Origin of the sequence: Vibrio kagoshimensis, assembly GCF_050337535.1 — a bacterium.
Classification (GTDB): domain Bacteria; phylum Pseudomonadota; class Gammaproteobacteria; order Enterobacterales; family Vibrionaceae; genus Vibrio; species Vibrio gallaecicus.
On record NZ_JAKJSZ010000007.1, the window covers coordinates 221,395 to 242,774 of the forward strand.

A 21,380-nucleotide genomic window follows, 5' to 3' on the forward strand; every position below is an offset into this window, starting at 1 on the left:
CCTTATTGGTTTTTCACGTTTTATAAAACAAAAAGTAACCAGCGTGAAAAGAAAACAATCTTTAAGTTAATCCATTTTGGATAACTTACCTTCGTTTCAAGCCTAAGATAAATCAAAACCAGAACACATTTTCCCATCTATTTACTACACTAATAGATGCTTAAGAGGTTCTGCTGTTTTGTTTATAGGTGAGACCATCAATAATAAGGATAAAGTACATGACGCAGACAACTTCACCGTCTTCAGATGTGCAAGAAATGGTGGCACAGTCCGACACTGGTGCACGTAGCCCAAGCGGCTTACAAGGTCGTATTTTATGGTTTGTGCCTTTATGTTGGTCACTATTCCAACTTTGGTATGCATCACCGCTACCGTTTATATTCGACTTTGCTATTTTAAATGACACTGAAGCTCGTTCCATTCATTTAACTTTCGCTATTTTCCTAGCATTTACCGCTTATCCGGCGTTAAAAAACTCCCCGCGAGACCATATCCCTGCGATGGATTGGATATTGGCTTTAGCCGGCAGTTTCTCCGCAGCGTATATCTATATTTTTTACACAGAGCTTGCCGGTCGTTCTGGTGCTCCAACCACTTTTGATATTGTTGCTGCAGTAACAGGTATGGTGCTTCTTTTAGAAGCGACTCGTCGAGCTTTAGGTCCACCGCTGATGGTGGTAGCTGCCGTATTCTTGCTATACACATTTGGCGGTCCTCATATGCCAGATGTCATTGCTCATAAAGGCGCAAGCTTAAACAAAGCAATGTCTCATCTATGGCTAACGACAGAAGGTGTATTTGGTGTCGCTCTAGGTGTTTCTACTTCTTTCGTATTCTTGTTTGTACTTTTCGGTGCAATGCTAGAGCGAGCAGGTGCTGGTGCATACTTCATTAAAGTCGCATTTTCTCTACTTGGACACATGAAAGGCGGTCCTGCAAAAGCAGCGGTTGTGGCTTCAGGTCTGTCTGGTTTGGTTTCTGGCTCATCGATTGCTAACGTAGTAACAACCGGTACTTTTACCATTCCACTCATGAAACGTGTGGGTTTTTCCGGTGAAAAAGCGGGCGCTGTAGAAGTTGCCGCTTCAACTAATGGTCAATTAACACCACCAATCATGGGTGCTGCTGCATTCTTAATGGTTGAATACGTAGGCATCTCGTACGTTGAAGTTATTAAAGCGGCTCTACTTCCTGCTTTAATTTCTTATATTGCACTGATTTACATTGTTCACTTAGAAGCATGTAAAGCAGGTATGACAGGACTTCCTCGTCGTCGTACACCAACTATTGTTCAAAGCTTAATGTCGTTCACTGGCACTATTCTAGGCTTATGTGTAATAAGCGCTGCTGTATACTACGGTGTTGGTTGGACAAAAGATGTATTCGGCGATGCTGCTACACCTATCGTAACGGTTGCTCTACTAATTTCGTACGTTGCTTTAGTTCGAGTATCAGCGAAGTATGCAGTTGAAGGCGGACTCGAAATCGATGAAAACCTAACTGAAGTTCCTGAACCAGGTCCGACAGTAAAATCTGGTCTTCACTTTTTATTGCCTATCGTAGTACTGGTTTGGTGTCTAACCGTTGAACGTTTCTCTCCAGGCTTATCGGCATTTTGGGCAACAGTATTCATGATCTTTATCTTGATTACACAACGTCCATTAATGGCATTAATGAACAAGTCAGATGATCTTGCGACCCAAACTAAAGCCGGATTTATCGACCTTGCTGAAAGCTTAGTGTCTGGTGCGAGAAACATGATCGGTATCGGTGTAGCGACAGCGGCGGCAGGTACTGTTGTTGGCGTAGTAACGCTAACAGGTATTGGACTTGTAATGACTGATTTCGTTGAGTTTATCTCAGGCGGAAGCATCATTCTTATGCTTCTGTTCACAGCGGTTATCAGCCTGATCTTAGGTATGGGTCTACCCACTACAGCAAACTATATTGTTGTATCGACTCTAATGGCTCCAGTTATCGTAACTCTAGGTGCCGCACATGGCTTAATCATCCCACTGATTGCGGTTCACTTATTTGTGTTCTATTTCGGTATTCTAGCTGATGATACTCCACCCGTTGGTTTAGCCGCATTTGCAGCTGCCGCTATCGCGAAATCAGATCCAATTCGTACCGGTATCCAAGGCTTTACCTACGATATCCGAACCGCGATTTTGCCATTCATGTTCATATTCAATACTCAACTGCTATTAATGGGCATTGATTCTTGGTGGCACTTAGCACTCACAATTTTCTCATCAGTTACAGCTGTCCTTATTTTTGCAGCAGCAACACAAGGTTGGTGGTTTACGAAGAATAAATGGTGGGAAACGATCCTTCTGATCGCACTTACTTTCACATTCTTCCGCCCTGGCTTCTGGTGGGACATGGTGTACCCAGCTAAAGTTCTTTCTCCAGGAGTTGAGATTGCTCAAATCACTGAAAATCTTTCTGTGGGACAATCACTTGAGTTAAGAATTGGTGGTGAAAACTTAGAAGGTGACTATTCTGAGAAAACCGTTCGTCTTCCATTTGAAGATTCAGCGATAACAGCGGATGACCGAATCGCATCAATGGGGTTAATGCTAACGGAAACTGACGGCAAGATGATTGTTGATATGGTTGAATTTGGTAGCCCAGCAGAAGCGTCTGGTATTGATTTTGATTGGGAAATTAAATCCATCATCCAACCAGCTGAAAGACCAATGAAAGAATGGGTATTTTTACCAGCATTGCTAATTTTAATTGGCTTAGCGATGAATCAAAGAAGACGCGCTCGTAAGGATGAGATTAGTGCGTAATGTATTTAGCCATACGGGCTTTATACTATGGAAAGGATCATTACAGCACCTAGCCTAACCTAGGTGCTGGTTAAAAAGAGAATAAAACATGTATAAACAAATCCTTGTTCCTGTTGATCTTAATGATAAAGGCTTTGCTGATAAAGCCGTTGAACTTGCAGTTTGGCACGCAAAGCACAGCAATGCAGAAGTACATTTACTGAATGTTCTACCGGGCATTCATATGTCAATGGTCGCATCTTATTTTCCGAAAGATGCCGCAAATCAGATGAAGTTGGACGTAAAAAACCAACTGAAGGAATTTGCTGACAAGCATATTGATGATGAAATCATCTACAAAGTACACGTATCGGAAGGTAAAGCTTATTCGACTATTTTGGATTTCGCAGAAAAGCTTGGAGCAGACCTTATCGTCATGCCAAGCCATAAGCGCTCTAAGATCGATAAAGTTGTACTTGGTTCAGTGGCGAGTAAAGTCGTACAAAACTCACCAATTAATGTTTTGGTCGTGAAACCTCAAGGCTAAACATACCTATCTATTAGGTCTCAAAATTTCTATTCGATATCAAAAAAGGTTGCTATAACAGCAACCTTTTTTATTTCCTGACTCGTCAACTTATACCACTCGATTAAGCTTTTCATCCCGCATAAAGCTATTTAGATTTTCTATCAGTATGTCGGATAAAGCTTGGATTGCGGAGTCACTTCCCCAAGCAACATGCGGCGTCAAAATAAGGTTTGGTAAATGGCTATGTGCCAATAATGGATTACTTTTATCGGCAGGCTCTTCACTAAATACATCAACGCCAGCCCCTGCAATCTCGCCAGTTTGTAATGCATCCACTAATGCTTGTTCATGAACTAAGTTGCCCCGCCCTGCATTAATTAACACGGCACTTCTTTTCATCAACAACAGCTCACTTTTACCAATGAGATGATGAGTTTCTTTATTTAAAGGGCAATGCAGAGTAATAGCATCTGACTGTTGTAGTAGCTCTTCAAATGGCAAGTAACCTTCTCGGCAGATACTAACGCCTTTTCTTTCTGAAAAAAGTACATTCATCCCAATAGCTTTCGCCAGTAAGGCTGTGGCTTGACCTAATCCGCCACTACCAATAATTCCAAGCGTACTACCTGATACATCTTGAATAGGGTGAGTAAAAAAACAGAACTGCTTATCTTTTTGCCATTCACCCTTTTCTATATCTTGATGATAACCCACTAGGTTTCTCTTCAATGAAAATAGCATCGCGATGACATGTTCCGGAACAGACCGAGTAGCATAACCTTGAACATTAGCGACCCCTATTCCATTAGCCTCACAGTAGTCTGTGTCTACGTTATTCACGCCAGTTGCAGAGATTGCAATAAGTCGTAAGCGAGTCGCTTGCGATAAATTTCTGGCATTTAGAATGACTTTATTGGTAATTACAATGTCTGCATCAATAACGCGTTCTTGAACTTGTTCCGGTTCCGTAAAATCATATTCCACCCAACTATGTTCAAAATTGGGTTTCTTTAATTGAATCTGAGATGGAATGGTTGCGCGATCTAAAAATACAATTTTCATTTGTGCTTAGGATTCCTTATTTTTGCGTATTCATACTCAGCCCAATTCGAGAGCAGTAACAGTTAAAGTTAAGCTTTTAACTTTTTATAGTCTGGTAGCTCTGTCGCAATCTCAAAATGTTGGCGAACTTGCGGCTCTGCTTCTTCATAAAAATCACACGGTACAAAGGCACTGAATAATTGATTATCAGCAGGGTGAAAAAAACTCAGTTCACACGCATGTAACTCTAAGCGGTCAGAAAAAGCATACGCTTCAGGTGAAGCATAAAACTCATCACCGACAATTGAGTGACCAATTTCCATGGAATGCACTCGTAATTGATGTGAACGACCTGTGATAGGCAATAAGCGCAGTAACGTAGTGTGCTGATCATACTGAACAACTTGGTAGCGGGTTTGCGAAGGCTTGCCATGCTCGTAGCACACTTTCTGTCTTGGTCTATTCGGCCAGTCACAGATTAGCGGTAAATCAATCATTCCCTCTTGCTGTTCTACTTTTCCCCATACTTTCGCGTAATACACCTTATGAGTAAGCCTGTATTGAAATTGCTTTTTCAATGAACGCTCAGCTTCTTTATGCTTAGCTAAAAGCATCAATCCTGATGTCGACATATCTAAACGGTGTACTACTTGGATTTCTGGAAACTCGACAACTAGGCGACTCCACATACTATCGTAATGCTCAGGCGCACGCCCCGGCACAGAAAGCAAACCAGGTGGCTTATTGACCACCAAAACATCGTCATCTTGGTAGACAATATCAATCCAAGGTTCGGTTGGTGGAGTGTACTCAAGCATCGCCATAATTGTTCTCTTTTATATGTTAACTGCGAAATGTTAGTTAACTGCGGAATGTTAGTTAGCTGCGGAATATTGGCTGCAGAATGTTAGCCGCGGAGTATAGCAGAGCAAACGCAATGAAAATATTTCCCAAATTTCAATTAAACCGTACAGATGTATTGACGACTAAATCAAATGTGTTAAAGATGGTTTCCTTAACAATAAAATAACACATCAAAGGATGGATGATGGAAAATACGGCTCACCCGACAAAAGAACCCCAAAAATCTAACGCAATAACAAAGCTGCTCAGTTCTTTAGGACCAGGGATAATGATGGCAGCTGCGGCGGTTGGCGGATCTCACCTTGTCGCTTCAACGAAAGCAGGTGCCATTTATGGTTGGCAGCTTGCGGGTCTTATTCTTTTAGTCAACGTTTTCAAATACCCATTCTTTCGAGCTGGTGTTCAATACACGATGGGCACTGGGCAAAGCTTGGTTGAAGGCTACTCAAACTTAGGCCGTCCTTACCTTATTATTTTCTCAATTCTGAGCAGTATTTCTGCTGTCGTAAACACCGCCGCTTTATTGTTATTTAGCGCCAGTTTGCTCAGTTATTTTATTCCTGTCGAACTCGCTACTACCACGCTGTGTATGATTGTCCTAGCCACCTGTCTGATTATTTTATTTGCAGGGCACTACCGCGCTTTAGACAGCCTATCCAAAGTGATCATGGCAACCCTAACCATTACGACATTAGCTGCCGTTGCGATGGCTCTTGGTTCTCCCGTTGAACCTGCCGACGCTTTTGTTCCACCATCACCTTGGTCTCTAGCCGCAATAGGTTTTATAGTCGTAACAATGGGCTGGATGCCTGCGCCAATCGAGATCTCAAGTATCACTTCAATGTGGTTAAAAAGTCAGGTGAACAAACAGGACGTTACCGCTAAGTCTGCCTTATTTGATTTTAATGTCGGTTATATCGGCACAGCGTTATTAGCCATTGTATTCCTTGCTCTTGGTGCTTTAGTCCTGCACGGATCTGGTGTTGAATTTTCAAGATCAGGTATGGGTTTTGCTCAACAGCTTGTTGGAATGTATGCCACAACGATTGGTGAATGGTCTCGACCGCTTATTGCCGTGATTGCCTTCTTCTGTATCTTTGGTAGTACAATTACGGTTATTGATGGCTATGCTCGTGTGTTAGCTGAATCTCAACGTTTACTCTTCAAACAAGAAGCAAAACCTGGGTTCACTCAAGCTTGGATCATTGTTATTTCAGTACTGGCTTTGGCAATTGTTGCCTTTTTCACTTCAGCACTTATGCCAATGCTTAACTTTGCGATGATCATGGCTTTTGTGACTACGCCATTTTTTGCTCTTCTTAACTACATTCTTGTAAGCAAAGCTGAGTTGCCGGAAGAACTGGCAATGGGTAGTAAGCTCAAAGGACTTTCGATTATAGGCTTAATCTACCTCTTTGGATTTCTTGCGGTATTCGTTTGGTGGAAATGGTTTATTTAATCGGTTCTTTAAACCGCTCACTTAGAGTAAACCTCTGAAACCTAGATACAAATAAGGCCTTCAAATGAAGGCCTTATTTAATATTTCATAATGCTTTTATTACTGATTAATTATGAGAAACCACAATCAGACGTAATGAATCTAGCTGTACTTGCGCTTTACTGATGTAACCCGTTAGCTGAGTAATTTGAGTCTCAATCGCTTCAAGTTCTTCATCGCGGATATTAGGGTTAACCGCTTTCAAGGCCTGTAAACGTTCTAACTCACCATTAAGATTCGCCAGCATGTCTTGTTGAGCTTGCTCTCTCACTTCCTCAACCTTTGGTAATACCTGAGCTTCACCAGCTTCAATCAAACTATGAATATCGGCTTGAACTGAGCTTACTAACTTACTTGCTAGGTGTCGGTTAACAGGACTTAGTTGACGGTTAAAGCTATCAAATTCCACTTGAGCAGATAGGTCATTACCACGAGCATCCATCATTAGACGAATTGGCGTTTTAGGTAAGAACTGACTGATCCCACTTCGTTTAGGCGCTTGCGCATCCACAAGGTATACAAGCTCAAGTAAAATGGTGCCAACCGGCAGCGCTTTATTTTTCAATAATGAAACCGCAGATGTGCCCACACCTTCGCTCAGTAGTAAATCAATACCACCTTGAATCATCGGGTGTTCCCAGCTAATGAAGTTCATATCTTCACGAGAAAGCGCTGTTTCTCTATCAAATGTGATAGTTGCCCCTTCATAAGGCAGACCAGGGTAGCTTGGTACCATCATATGTTCTGACGGTGTTACTACTAACGCATTTTCGCCTTTATCATCTTGGTTCAAACCAATCGTATCGAATAGACTCAAAGCAAAAGCAACAAGGTTAGTATCGCCGTCAGTCGAAGCAATTTTCTCAGCAATATCATGCGCTTTATCACCGCCATTAGAATGCATTTCTAATAGGCGATCTCGTCCTTTTTCAAGATCCGCTTTTAACGCTTTGTTTAGTTTTGCAGACTCGGCAATGACTTCATCAAGCTGCTCGGTATTTCCCGAAGCAAGCATAGAAATCAACTCACCTGAGAATTTGTCATACACGGTACGACCTGTTGGACAAGTTTCAGAGAAAGCATTTAAACCTTCATCAAACCAACGAGCAAGAATCGCCTGAGATGTACCTTTCAGATAAGGAACATGTACATCAATGTCACGCAATTGACCAATTCGGTCTAAACGACCAATACGCTGCTCTAATAAATCAGGGTTAAATGGTAAATCGAACATAACCAGTTGATTTGCAAACTGGAAGTTACGCCCTTCAGAACCAATCTCACTACAAATTAGAACCTGCGCTCCACCTTCTTCTTGTGCAAAGTACGCTGCAGCTTTATCGCGCTCAATAATAGACATGCCTTCATGGAAGACTGTGGCACGAATACCTTCACGTTCACGCAGAGCTTGCTCTAATTGCAGAGCGGTACTAGAACGAGAAGCGATAACCAATACTTTCTCACTGCGCTTTTCTTGGATTTTTTCAAGTAACCAGTTAACGCGAGAGTCGAATTGCCACCAGCTTGAATCTTCACCTTCAAACTCTTGAAAGATCTCTTCAGGGTAAAGCATTTTCATGGCACGAGCTTCAGGTGCCATCTTTCCACCAATCATGCCAGATACACGCATCGAGGTGGTGTATTGAGACGGGATGTCCATTGGTAATAAATGCACGTTTCGCTTAGGGAAACCTTTAATCGCAGCACGTGTATTTCGGAATAACACACGTCCAGTACCATGACGATCCATTAAGTTATCAATCAACTCTTGGCGTGACGCTGCTTTTTCTTCTTCGCGGCTATCGCCTTCAATAATACGGAAAAGTGGCTCGACATCTTGCTCAGACAATAGCTCTGTAATTTGGTTTTTAGCGCTATCTTCAAGCTTCATTCCTGAGAATAAAGCCGTTACTGCATCTGCAACGGGTGCGTACTGATCTTCTTCTGCAACAAAAGCCTCGTAATCATAGAAGCGATCAGGATCCAATAAACGAAGACGAGCAAAGTGACTTTCACGACCTAGTTGCTCAGGAGTAGCAGTAAGCAATAAGACACCCGCAGTTTGCTCCGCTAAACCTTCAATAACTTGGTACTGACGGCTAGGTTTTTCTTGGCTCCACTCAAGGTGATGAGCTTCATCAACAACCAGTAAATCCCATTCACCTTCCAGTGCTTGTTCAAAACGTTTGCGGCTTTTTCGTAAGAAATCAAGAGAGCAAAGTACATATTGCTGAGTATCAAATGGGTTATCTGATTCAGCAAAAGCTTCGATGCAGCGCTCTTCATCAAAGATAGAAAAATGCAGGTTAAAACGACGCATCATCTCTACAAGCCATTGATGTTGAAGCGTTTCAGGAACAACAATTAAGATTCGCTCAGCACGACCAGCCAACACTTGTTGGTGAATGATCATACCCGCTTCAATGGTTTTACCTAAGCCAACTTCATCAGCGAGTAATACTCGCGGCGCATGACGACGACCGACTTCATGAGCAATATAAAGCTGATGAGGAATTAGACCGGCACGCATTCCGCATAAACCACGCATTGGGCTTTTATGCTGTTGATATTGATTGCTTAGTGCTCGGTAACGTAAAACAAAGTTATCCATTCGATCAATCTGACCGGCGTACAATTTATCTTGAGGTTTGTTAAAACGAATTTGATTGCTCAAAAAGATCTCACGAAGAACAATGCCACCTTCTTCAGTGTCTGTACGCGTGCCTAAGTAAGTAAGAAGACCTTTATCTTCAATCACTTCTTCGACGCTCAAAGACCAACCTTCTTGACACTCGATAACATCACCGACATTGAACGTTACTCGGGTTACGGGTGCTTCAGTTCGTGCGTACACACGATTTTCTTCTGATGCCGCAAACATTATTGTAACTGTGCGAGCATCCATTGCTACAACGGTACCTAAACCTAAATCGCTTTCCGTATCGCTAATCCAGCGTTGCCCCAAAGCAAATGTCATGAATCGACTACCTCATCTTAATGTGTGTAATTTGGTCTTTTTCTAAATGGCTATTTTTATAGTAGTGAAAAAACGTTTAACTTTCCGCCACTTTTCTAATCAACGCTCGATAATAAAGCTTGTTAGAGAATGGTATAGAAAAAGGTCGCTAATCTTACTTGATGCTGTGATTTAGGTCACGTCTAAAGGTCGCTATTTCCATGCTTTTTTTTAGTTTTCTTAAATGAAATAAAACTGAAAAAAATTCATGCTTAATCTATAGATAGCAGATTAATAGAAGTGACGGTATGGAGCGTATTTCAAATAAAAATACCAAGCCCAATACTTAAAATTTGCCTCATTGGTTAAGTATTTATCTACACTTACTCTAATACTTAACGACTTAAACCCGTATTCAATCAATGCAATACAAGCCGACTTTCGGCAAGGAGATGCTATGGGCGATACCACACGGAAACTGTTCGTTTTAGATACCAATATCCTACTTCATGAACCTTATGCGATTTATTCATTTCAAGAGCATGATGTCGTCATTCCAATGACAGTCCTCGAAGAGCTCGATCGAATTAAAGACAGTAAGCGCGATGTTGCACGAGATGCTCGAGTCGCCATTCGAACTTTAGAAGATCTCTTTCACGATGCCACCCCCGAGCAAATATCAGAAGGCATTCCCTTTTCTAAAGACATTCAAGCTTCAGGAAACAAAGGCGCTGAAGCGTCTGGCACCATTTCGATACTCGCTGACTATGAGCTTCAAGAAACGGTCAAAGCTTTCAATGATGATAAAGCAGGGGATAATCGAATTCTCAACGCTGTTATCTACCTACAGAATAAACGAGCCCCTCGTGAAATAGTGCTCATCACCAAAGACATCAACATGCGGCTGAAAGCGAAAGGCGCTGGCGTTCGCTTCGTTGAAGACTATCAAACCGATCAGTTAATTGATGATATTCAATATTTAACGAAAGGGTTTCAACAGCTTGAAGGCGTATTTTGGGATGGCATTGATAATGTAGAGAGCCGAAATGTTGCAGGTAAAACACTGCATACCATGGCTCGTGAGCCTTTTGAGCCGACTTTCATTAATCAATACATCATCGATCAAGACAGTGATTTCGCAGGGCGAGTGGAAGAAATTACCACAGAGAAAATAACGCTGAGAGACTTAAGCCGTGAAAGGATAATGAACCGAAGAGCGTGGGATATTACCCCTAAGAATGTTTACCAAGGCATGGCTATAGACGCGCTACTCGACCCGGATATTGATTTGGTCATTCTAACGGGGGCTGCAGGCAGCGGAAAGACGTTACTGGCAATGGCAGCTGCACTTGAACAAACCATTGAACGTAAACAGTTCGATAAGATCATAGTGACTCGCAATACCCCCGACATTGGTGAATCTATCGGTTTTTTACCGGGCACAGAAGAAGAAAAGATGCTTCCTTGGTTAGCAGCGGTTACCGATACGCTAGAAGCTTTACACAAAAACGATCACTGCACGGAAGGTTCAATGAAATACATTTGTGATAAAGCCAACATCCAATTTAAATCGATCAACTTCATGCGTGGGCGATCCATCCAAAATGCCTTTGTACTTTTGGATGAATGCCAGAACCTGACCGCATCTCAAATCAAAACCATCATTACACGTTGCGGTGAAGGCACCAAAATTGTGTGCTCTGGTAATTTAGCTCAGATTGATTCGGCTTACCTTACTCCTGTGACTTCTGGTCTCACCTACATGGTGGAAAGATTTAAAAACTTTGAAGGCAGCGCGAATATTCATTTAAATGGTGTAGTGCGCAGCCGACTCGCTGAGTTTGCAGAAGAGAATATGTAATAGCTCTGTTGTATCCCAAAATGCAGACTCTAAACAGGTTTAACCTAAAGCCGATATAAATCGAAACCAATAAAAAAGCGCCTCACAATGGAGGCGCTTCTTATCTATTAATTTTTAGCGAATGAGTTTTCACTAGGCAGATATCTGGAGTGACTTACTCAGTACCACCAACAGTTAGAGAGTCTAGCTTCAATGTTGGCTGACCAACACCTACAGGTACACTTTGACCCGCTTTACCACACACACCAACACCGCGGTCGATGCTTAGGTCATTACCCACCATAGAAACTTGCTGCATGGCTTCAATACCAGAACCAATTAACGTCGCACCTTTGACTGGGTGAGTGATTTTTCCGTTCTCAATCATATACGCTTCTGATGCAGAAAATACGAACTTACCAGAGGTAATATCAACTTGCCCGCCACCGAAGTTAGGCGCGTAAATACCTTTCTCAACCGTTGAAATAATTTCTTCCGGTGTATGCTCGCCCGGCAGCATGTACGTGTTTGTCATACGCGGCATAGGTAAATGTGCATATGATTCACGACGACCATTACCTGTTGGTGCAACACCCATTAAACGTGCATTCAACTTATCTTGCATATAGCCTTTTAGTACACCCTTTTCAATCAAGGTATTGTATTGGCCATTCACACCTTCATCATCCACATTCAGTGAACCACGTAGGTCTGTTAGCGTACCGTCATCAACAATAGTACAAAGGCTTGATGTCACTTGCTCACCTACTTTACCAGAGAACACTGAAGACTCTTTACGATTGAAGTCACCTTCCAAACCGTGACCTACCGCTTCATGAAGTAGAACTCCAGGCCAACCTGAACCTAATACGACAGGCATTGCGCCAGCAGGCGCAGCAACCGCTTCTAAGTTGACTAATGCTTGGCGAATTGCTTCATCTGCGAATTGGAAAGCGACTTTAGAACCATCTTGATCAGATAAGAAGAAGTCGTAACCGAAACGACCACCGCCACCAGCACTGCCTCTTTCACGGCGATCACCTTTTTGTGCCAATACGCTAATAGATAGTCGAACTAGCGGGCGAATATCACCTGCGTAAGTTCCATCGGTTGCGGCAACAAGCATCTGCTCATGCACGCCACTCAAACTTACCGATACTTCCGTTACCATTGGCTCTTTAGTACGAATGTACGCATCTAATGATTTCAGTAGTTCTGTTTTTTGCTGCTTTTCCCAACTCGCTAGCGGGTTTACAGCATCATAGTAAGCTTGATTTTGATTACGTTTAAACGCTTGAACAGAAGCGCTTTGACCTTGCTGTGCAATACCACGAGCAGCAATAGCACTTTGCTTCAGACCTTCAAGCTGAATTTGGTCTGAATAAGCAAAACCTGTTTTTTCGCCTGCAACAGCACGAACACCCACACCACAATCAATATTGAATGAACCATCTTTGATGATGCTATCTTCAAGTACTAAAGATTCATGCCAGCTAGACTGGAAATAGATATCGGCATAATCAACCTGGCGGGTCGCAATGCTCGCTAATGTATCTGCGATATCTTGCTCCGTAAGCCCTGTAGGGTTGAGTAGCGCTTCTTCAATTTGACTAATGCTCATATCTAGCTCTTGTTATTTAAATTAAAATTGGTTGGTAAAACGAGTATGTTGCGCTATCGGCATATTCTTTCTGATGGACTCACAACTTGTAATATCTAACTCGACCACCACACTTTCTGCTTGTTGTCCTAATTGGGTCACGATTCTTCCCCATGGGTCAATAACCATAGAGTGACCCCAGGTTTCTCTTAGGCACGGATGAATGCCACCCTGACCAACAGCGACAACCCAAGATTGGGTTTCAATGGCTCGGCATCTTAACAATGCTTCCCAATGTGCTTCACCTGTTACCGCAGTAAAGGCTGCCGGGACAATCATGACTTGCGCACCTTGCTTACGTAATTCCGAATACAGGTTAGGAAATCGCACATCATAACAAATACTCAAACCCAGGCGACCAAAAGGCGTTTCTGCGGTAACGACTTTATCTCCAGCCGTAAAAATATCAGATTCTCGATAATGCTTTTGCGCATCTGCAACATCCACATCAAACATATGCAGCTTGTCATAGTGGGCAACTATCGCCCCAAAATCATCAATCACTAATGTAGTAGTGGTCACACCTTTCGAGGTCTGTATTGGCATACTTCCAATCACAATCCAAATTCGCTGTTCTCTAGCTACTTCGGATAACTGCTTTTGAATAACACCTTCGCCGATCTTTTCTGCGTATCGGTGGTAATCGGATTTCGCCCCAAATATTAATGCATTTTCAGGACACACGACCCATTTAGCGCCGAGAGCTTTACATCGAATCACTTCTTGGGTGATGTAAGCTAAGTTTAGTTCAGGGTCCGCTCCTGAAGTCATTTGGATTAAACCAACACTATCCATGTGTTTGCTCCATTCTTTATTGAGTATAGCCTGACTCAATAGCTGTTATTAAAACGGCTATCTATTCGGCTAGCTTTCTTAACTTTTCAGGTAATTTAAACTCACCTTTTCTTCGTGATAATTCACTAACAGTAGGCGAGTCTAAAGGTCCTTTAACTGAGTAGTTTACTTGAGTAAAGACTTCCACAACTGGCGAGATAACCGTTGTAATCGCAAGTACATACAAAGCCGTTTGTGGGGTTACCGCAAACGCCGTCAAAACTGGAATACCGGATGTGATATCTGGTGTGAAATTCACTTCAGCATCAACCAACCTCGTATTCAAGTTTGCAATACCATTGATCTGCATTTCACCCGCAACGGCATCCATATTCAGATCGTTGGTTAAGAAAATCCCACTTTGAAACTCACCAGTTCCTGTAATTGAGTTAAATGCCATGCCCTTATCAAATACATCAGAGAAATCGAGTTGCATCTTACGAATGATCGAGTCCAAGCTGAACAACCCAAGAAGCCTAGCAGCACCACTTACATCTGAAATAATGCCTTTACCAAACTTAGTCTCGACATTACCGTCTAAAGTATCGGTTTTGATTCCCCATGGCGATCCGTCCCAAGTCATATTCGCTTGAAGCTCAAATGGAGCTTTTTGTATCCCAGAGGTGATACCGAAACGCTCCATTAACTCACTGTTATTTTCGCCTTCGATATCAACATTCAGCGTCGACTGACTAATATCACCATCCAGTTTCCACCAACCACTAATGTCGGCTTTATTTGTACCACTGCGAACCTGGATCTTTTTCCATTCAATACGATCTTCTTGGCGTAAGAGTTCAACATTCACCTCTCCGACCTTATAACCTTGTAACCACAAGTCGTCGATTAAAAGTGTCACATTCGGCATTAGATCATGGATCTTACGGTCAAAATTCGAGATCAACGGAGCCTGTTCTTCTTTAATTTTTAATAACGGCTCTGATTTCTTCTCTGTAGACCATTCAGGAACAAACACGTGCAACCTATCCAGAGAAACACTCAGATCATATGGCTCTAAATAGTGAATATCTCCTTCAACTTCCTGACTCTTAAGCTGTACTTTCCAAGCCGAGTTCTGCTTGCGAGCTTTGAAGTCAACATCATTCCACTGAATACCCGCTAATGTTAACTGCTTACTTTCAAGGGTCACTCGCTCTGGCATTGGGATTTCAGGGGTGTTCATAGTACTCAACACCGCCTTACTATCCGCTTCAGAGTGATCGGTGACACTAAGCCAATCATCTAGGTTGAATTTATCCGTACGAATGAGGGCATGGTGTCCAACCACAGGGCTAATTTTATATCCACCACGACCAAGAACTAAATTGGTCGCGGTCAGAACTGGCACTTCACCAGTTATATCAATCTCAGTTTGATATTTACTATTAGGTAATTGTAGACGGGCCGTAATTGACTCTTGATTCCCCGAAGCCTGAAGCCTTAAAGCACCATTTTCTAATGATTTCTTAGCTAATGGATAAGGGTATTCACTAGCAATAAATTTAAGATCAGATTGCAGATCGAGTTGGTACGTAAAACCAATATCATTTAATTGAATATCGATTCCAGTCTGCCAAGGAGCATGCCCTGAAATCCGGCTCAACCAACGTTCACCAATATAAGGTACTAAAGGATCGGTATCCCAGTCCCCTAGAACATCGATATCAACAACATAGCCAGTACCTTCATTTTCACCTTTAAAATCAACAGAAATACCTTGTTCTAATAACTCCGCAGCGAGACCATTTGCAGTCACTACATCATTATCAAACTCAATTCTACCCGTCACATTTTCCAGCGTTATTGGCGGAGCTTTTATATCGACATGGTTACCTTTTAAGTCAGCATAGCCCCACGCTCTAGACTCTACATTGGAGTCAAAAGGAATATACAGCTGAAATTTAGAATCTACCTTTCCATCCACTTGTAACGCAGTTAAAGCCGCCCCCACAGAATCAACCAGTGGTGTAGAGGTCATATAATTGCGCACAGCATTACCAGAAGCGGCAGCACTTGCTTCAATTTCTATGTGACCGCCTTCCCCAAGGTAAGGAATTCGCCCTGTAATTCGCTTTGCTTTTACATCCATTAATTGAGCTGAACGAGAATCCAAATACATGGCATCATTTTCAAACAAGAGATCCAATTGCAAATCGGTAATGAGCGGCCAAGCTGTATCAAAACTAAATTTCGCTTCCTCTAACCCAACCCATACCTGAAAAGTACCCTCATTATTTGAATATGGATATTGAGCTAATTCGCCATGCCATAACAGCTTTACAGTTTCAGCTTTTCCGCCTTGGATAGCCGTTGAAAGGTAATCGGTAAGATCTTGTCCTAAGGCGAGAGTCGGTAGGTAACGCCAAGTTTCACCTACATTGTATGCGTCTGCCTCACCATAAAATGATAAGAACGGGCTACTATCATTTGGAAAATCTAAACGAAACGCGCCCAGAACTTGCAAATCTGGTGTGGCGGCTGTGACTTTATCTGACCATAACCTCCAGCCAGACTCATCTTGCTGCCAAACAATGTCGACTTGACCTTGCTTTATATTTAAAGGGGCTTGGAAAACTTCACCATACGGAAATACGTCATCAATGACGGATAAGCTGGTATATGCTTGAACTGTTGAACCAGAAATTCTGCCTGAGACATGATTAAAACCAGGCAACAAATCCCACTGTTTTAATGACATATCACGAAAACTTGCAGAATAGCGAAGGCTTTCTAGTTCTTCACCCATCGAAACTCGAATGTCTTCAATAACACCAGCAGGATTGAGCTTTTCAATCCATTTAGTAGAAGTGGCTGAATCAGGCATTAGCTTAATTAAGGGCGTAAGGGCGGAAACCTCAACCTGAGACACATTCAAATGCCATAAGTCATGTTGCCAATCAAACGCAACATCAAGTTCAGGCCATTGAGTATCATCCGTTCTCAAATTAAGTGAGTGACCATTTACTTGCCAGCCATTTTCCGTAGGAGATAACTTAAATACACCTGATTCCACTAAAAAATCGTGGTCTCCATCTTCTGTCCAACTAAGCTCAGAAGGTAGAACTTCAACATAAGCATCAACAGGCTTGCTGTTTTTTAGAGTCAACCAACTATTTAAGCTTATTGTTCCACTCTTTATTCCAGACTCAGCCTGCATGTAGTGAGTAAGCCATGGTTGAATTGAAACGCTATCAGCACTTACATAAAACTCACCGGATACATCAACTAATGATCCACCATCAATAAAGTTAGCGCTTACTGACAAAGAGTTCAGGTTAGCATCTTTAATGCTTACGACACCTTCAGCTAAATGCTGTTCACCTGAATTTCGCCATTTAAGGTGCTCTATATCGAGCTGACGCTCTTCACCTGAAATCGAAACATACTGGATAGAAGAGTCTTTAACTGTAAAATCCACCAGAGTTTTCAATAAGAAGTTATCTAACTCCTTTATCATTTTAGACTTTGAGGACTCATCTGAATCCAAACTTTCTTGCGCTACTTCTAGTGAATCATTTTTTGATTTCGTCCCTAAAATATCTAAAGAGCGAACATCGACCGCCATTTCGTTCATGATCAAATCAGTGACGACAGGCTGCATAAGTAAAACGGATTGAATGAGGTCGAATTCCACTTCAACACGTTCAACTGAAAACTGTAAATTTTCAGACTGAGGAAAAATGGCTTTAACGCCTTGAATAGCAATAGAAGGGTGAGTATTTCGCCAAAATCCACTCACATCTTGAATAGAGAATTCAAAACCTGAATTTTGATTAACCCAGGATTCGATATCTGATTGATATTTATTTAAATTTGGTAAAGCAACACGCAACGTTGTTACTGCTATCGCCAACATGACCAATACAGTAACAACTAACCACAATAATGCGCGCAGTAAACGGGTAAGACCTGAACTCACAAAAGACCTACTACATCATGACTACGTCAAACTGTTCCTGAATATATAGAGGTTCAGCTTGAATTTTAACGTCTTTTCCAATGAAGACTTTAAGCTCCGCTAATGCGTGAGACTCGTCGCCTTCTAATGTTTCAGCCACAGCTGGTGAAGCGTAAGCAACAAACTTATCGGCATCATAAGCTCGGTTAACACGAGTGATTTCTCGCAATATTTCATAACACACCGTTTCGACTGTTTTGACGCTACCTCTGCCTTCACAAGTAGGACAGCTAGAGCAAAGGATATGTTCAATACTTTCTCGTGTACGCTTACGGGTCATTTCAACTAGACCAAGTTGTGTGAAACCATTAATGTTGGTTTTAACTCGGTCTTTATCAAGTGCCGCTTCTAATGAAGTAAGGACACGCTTACGATGTTCTTCAGAGAGCATATCAATAAAGTCGATAATGATAATGCCACCTAAATTACGAAGACGTAATTGGCGAGCTATCGCCTGAGTCGCTTCCACATTGGTATTGAAAATGGTTTCTTCAAGGTTACGGCGACCAACAAAAGCCCCGGTATTGATATCGACAGTGGTCATGGCTTCCGTTTGATCAATGATCAAGTATCCACCAGATTTAAGCTCTACTTTACGATCAAGAGAACGCTGAATTTCGTTTTCCGTATCGTACATATCAAAGATTGGCTTATCACCTTCGTATAGCTCGAGTTTATCCGTTAATTCAGGTACATATTCAGAAGTAAACTCTTTCAAGTTTTCAAATTCTTGCCGTGAATCGACTTGGATCTTACTCAGTTCAGTACCAACAAAGTCACGTAAAATACGTTGACTTAAACACAACTCACCATACAAACGAGTACGGGCTTTATGCTTGCCTTTGCGCTCAAGTACTTTTAACCACAAGCGTTTTAAGAAAGCTGCATCTTGAGAAAGTTCATGGGCATCAGCCCCTTCAGCAGCCGTTCGGATAATAAAGCCACCATGCTCATCACAGTAACCAGATACAACTTTCTTCAAGCGGTTACGTTCAGATTCGGTTTCTATACGTTGAGAAACGCCAACATGACTCGCACCAGGCATAAATACTAGGTAGCGAGAAGGCAAAGTAATATCCGTAGTTAAACGAGCACCTTTTGTTCCAAGCGGATCTTTAACTACTTGTACAACGATGTCTTGTCCTTGACGAACGAGTTCTGAAATATCACGAACCTGAAATTGCTTCTTTTCATTTTCTGCAACACATTCAGTATGCGGAACAATATCTGACGCGTGTAAAAATGCAGCTTTTTCAAGCCCAATATCTACAAACGCAGCTTGCATCCCCGGCAAGACTCGACTTACTCGACCTTTATAAATATTTCCAACGATCCCACGTCTCGAATCACGTTCTATATGGATTTCTTGAAGAGATCCCCCTTCAATCATGGCCACACGAGTTTCACTCGGAGTCACGTTCAGCAGCAATTCAGCACTCATGGTGCACCTCAAATTTTAAAACTATAAGAATTCTTGCAGTAGTTGGTCTGTTTCAAATAAAGGTAAGCCGACTACGGCGTAAAAACTACCTTCAACTCGGGTGACAAAACGTCCTCCAAGCCCTTGAATACCATAACTACCTGCTTTATCGCATGGCTCCCCAGATTGCCAATATTGTTCTATTTCTTTTTCGCTAAGGGGCTTAAACCATACGTCTGTAATAACAACGTCTGTTTTTTGCTTTTCGCCCGTCACCACGGAGACTGCAGTCATCACTTGGTGTTGGCTATTTGATAATTGCTCAAGCATTCGCTTTGAATCATCGTAATCTTTTGGTTTTTCTAGCACTTTTCCATGGCTAACCACAACCGTATCAGAGCCAAGTACAACGGCATCGCTTTCTGATAAAGCTAAACCAGCCATTGCCTTCTCTAAAGATAGACGCTTTACGTACTCTTCCGGAAGTTCTTGATCTTGTTTTACTTCTTCAATATCAGTAATCAGGATAGAAAACTCATAACCCAATTGGCTAAGAAGCTCTTTTCTACGCGGTGAGCCTGACGCTAAAATTAATTTATGTTGCTCAATCATTACATTACCTAACATGCCAATGACGTCGAACACGCCTCATTAACAAAAACATCCATGGCCAAAGTATACAGTTTATCAATGCACTCCATAGCGACAATGGGTTGAATACCACATCCTGGATCAAATATTCACCAAAGAATATAAATACTTCGAACAAAACGGTCAGCGCTGCAATGATCAAGGCTTGTTGCCATAAAGCTAAATTACGAATAACCAAGAAGTTTAAAGCGATGATATAAACCACTATGGATATCATCATCCCTCGAATGCCGAGGGTAGAACCAATAAGTAGATCCCAGAGTAGACCTAAAATCAAAGCGGTTCCCACGTTAACTCGGTGTGGCAATGCCAATACCCAATAGCAAGTGACTAATAGCAACCAAGATGGTCGGAATAAATCTAAACTGCCAGGCCATGGGATCGTTTGTAAAACCAGTGCAACCAAAAAGGAGCAGCCGATAACGATTTTACTTCTCAATACACTATTGGCCATTTTCACCCTCTAGCATGACTTGCTCAATACTCGATTTCTCGACTTGTAATTGTTTATTTTCATCCGGCCAAATCAGCAATAAATATCTAAGTCGATCAAACTCAACCACAGGCTCTGCTTTGATCACCGCGAACTCACGCTGAGGATCATAATTAACCGATGAAACATAAGCGACTGGGTAACCCTCAGGATAAATACCACCTAGTCCTGATGTAACAAGCATGTCTTCCTCTTGAATATCAGTGCTTGTTGGAATGTGTTCCAGCTGAATTTCATCAACTTTTCCGTTACCAGAAGCAATAACACGGATATCGTTACGAATAACTTGCACAGGAATCGCATTATTTGCATCAGTAAGTAGTAGCACTCGACTATTGTGTGCAGCAACAAACGTCACTTGCCCAACAATACCCTTTTCATTAATGACAGGCTGACCTTCATACACACCATCAATAGTGCCTTTATCTATCACTACTTGATGGCGATAAGGTGAGGTGTCGACTGCCATGACTTCAGTTACTACTTTTCTTTCATCACGAACAAAGGGAGATCCAAGGAGTTTACGTAAACGCTGGTTTTCTTCTTGGTACTGCTCAAGAAGAATGAGCTCACTTTTTAGGCGTAAAACCTCTCTCTTTAGAGAGTGGCTTGATTCAATAAGCCCTTGACGAGTATTAAACCTTTCATACACACCATCAAACATAGTGCGTGGAAGATTCGCAGTGTACTGAATTGGAGCAACCATGCTATTCAATAGATAGCGGACATTTGAGAAAGCATCTAAACGACTATCAGCCAGCATAAGGCTGGCTGATACGATTACAGCAAAAAACAGGCGCAATTGTAGAGAAGGGCCTCTACCAAAAATTGGCTTCATTTATATGGGTCCTAGAGCTAT

General features: G+C 42.0%; 14 protein-coding genes. 4 read left to right on the top strand and 10 right to left on the bottom strand.

The genetic code is table 11. From position 1 onward, the window contains the following. Window positions 1-218: 218 nt before the first annotated feature. Window positions 219-2,798 (top strand): TRAP transporter permease, encoded by a 2,580-nt coding sequence (locus L4C37_RS08560; RefSeq protein ID WP_429768335.1) that lies wholly within the window; start codon window positions 219-221, stop codon window positions 2,796-2,798. Window positions 2,799-2,886: 88 nt separating this feature from the next. After that, complete coding sequence (locus tag L4C37_RS08565) at window positions 2,887-3,324, top strand: universal stress protein (protein ID WP_137374414.1); 438 nt, start codon at window positions 2,887-2,889, stop codon at window positions 3,322-3,324. A 90-nt stretch (window positions 3,325-3,414) separates the two neighbouring features. Here the strand turns inward: L4C37_RS08565 and L4C37_RS08570 are convergent, their stop codons facing one another. Beyond that, entirely contained in the window at window positions 3,415-4,368 is a 954-nt protein-coding gene (locus tag L4C37_RS08570) for a D-2-hydroxyacid dehydrogenase (protein ID WP_429768336.1), read from the bottom strand. Between the two features lie 68 nt (window positions 4,369-4,436). Continuing rightward, on the bottom strand, window positions 4,437-5,171 hold the full coding sequence (gene rluA, locus L4C37_RS08575) for a bifunctional tRNA pseudouridine(32) synthase/23S rRNA pseudouridine(746) synthase RluA (protein ID WP_429768337.1): 735 nt from the start codon (window positions 5,169-5,171) through the stop codon (window positions 4,437-4,439). Window positions 5,172-5,395: 224 nt separating this feature from the next. Between rluA and L4C37_RS08580 the strand changes: the two genes are divergently transcribed. Then, entirely contained in the window at window positions 5,396-6,670 is a 1,275-nt protein-coding gene (locus tag L4C37_RS08580) for an NRAMP family divalent metal transporter (RefSeq protein WP_429768338.1), read from the top strand. A gap of 106 nt (window positions 6,671-6,776) precedes the next feature. On the opposite strand, the gene rapA is transcribed toward L4C37_RS08580, so the two are convergent. Next, complete coding sequence (gene rapA, locus L4C37_RS08585) at window positions 6,777-9,686, bottom strand: RNA polymerase-associated protein RapA (RefSeq protein ID WP_429768340.1); 2,910 nt, start codon at window positions 9,684-9,686, stop codon at window positions 6,777-6,779. Between the two features lie 436 nt (window positions 9,687-10,122). Here rapA and L4C37_RS08590 point away from each other — a divergent pair, with 436 nt between their 5' ends. Beyond that, complete coding sequence (locus L4C37_RS08590; protein ID WP_429768341.1) at window positions 10,123-11,526, top strand: PhoH family protein; 1,404 nt, start codon at window positions 10,123-10,125, stop codon at window positions 11,524-11,526. Window positions 11,527-11,680: 154 nt separating this feature from the next. Here the strand turns inward: L4C37_RS08590 and tldD are convergent, their stop codons facing one another. From tldD to mreC, 7 genes are all read right to left on the bottom strand, one after another. Continuing rightward, a complete protein-coding gene (gene tldD, locus L4C37_RS08595; RefSeq protein WP_137374409.1) occupies window positions 11,681-13,126 on the bottom strand; it encodes a metalloprotease TldD in 1,446 nt (481 codons plus the stop codon). Window positions 13,127-13,147: 21 nt separating this feature from the next. Further along, entirely contained in the window at window positions 13,148-13,960 is an 813-nt protein-coding gene (locus L4C37_RS08600; protein ID WP_429768342.1) for a carbon-nitrogen hydrolase family protein, read from the bottom strand. Window positions 13,961-14,021: 61 nt separating this feature from the next. Continuing rightward, entirely contained in the window at window positions 14,022-17,918 is a 3,897-nt protein-coding gene (locus L4C37_RS08605) for a YhdP family protein (RefSeq protein ID WP_273294668.1), read from the bottom strand. Between the two features lie 10 nt (window positions 17,919-17,928). Further along, window positions 17,929-19,398 carry a ribonuclease G gene (gene rng, locus L4C37_RS08610; RefSeq protein ID WP_137374406.1) on the bottom strand — a complete coding sequence of 490 codons (1,470 nt, stop codon included), beginning with the start codon at window positions 19,396-19,398 and terminating at the stop codon, window positions 17,929-17,931. A gap of 21 nt (window positions 19,399-19,419) precedes the next feature. Beyond that, window positions 19,420-19,989: a Maf family protein gene (locus L4C37_RS08615; protein ID WP_167494060.1), complete on the bottom strand. Its 570-nt coding sequence runs from the start codon at window positions 19,987-19,989 to the stop codon at window positions 19,420-19,422. A 4-nt stretch (window positions 19,990-19,993) separates the two neighbouring features. Then, window positions 19,994-20,482 (bottom strand): rod shape-determining protein MreD, encoded by a 489-nt coding sequence (mreD, locus tag L4C37_RS08620; protein WP_137374405.1) that lies wholly within the window; start codon window positions 20,480-20,482, stop codon window positions 19,994-19,996. Further along, window positions 20,472-21,359 (bottom strand): rod shape-determining protein MreC, encoded by an 888-nt coding sequence (gene mreC, locus L4C37_RS08625; RefSeq protein WP_137374404.1) that lies wholly within the window; start codon window positions 21,357-21,359, stop codon window positions 20,472-20,474. The genes mreD and mreC overlap by 11 nt, the downstream gene beginning before the upstream one ends. Between the last annotated feature and the right edge of the window lie 21 nt (window positions 21,360-21,380).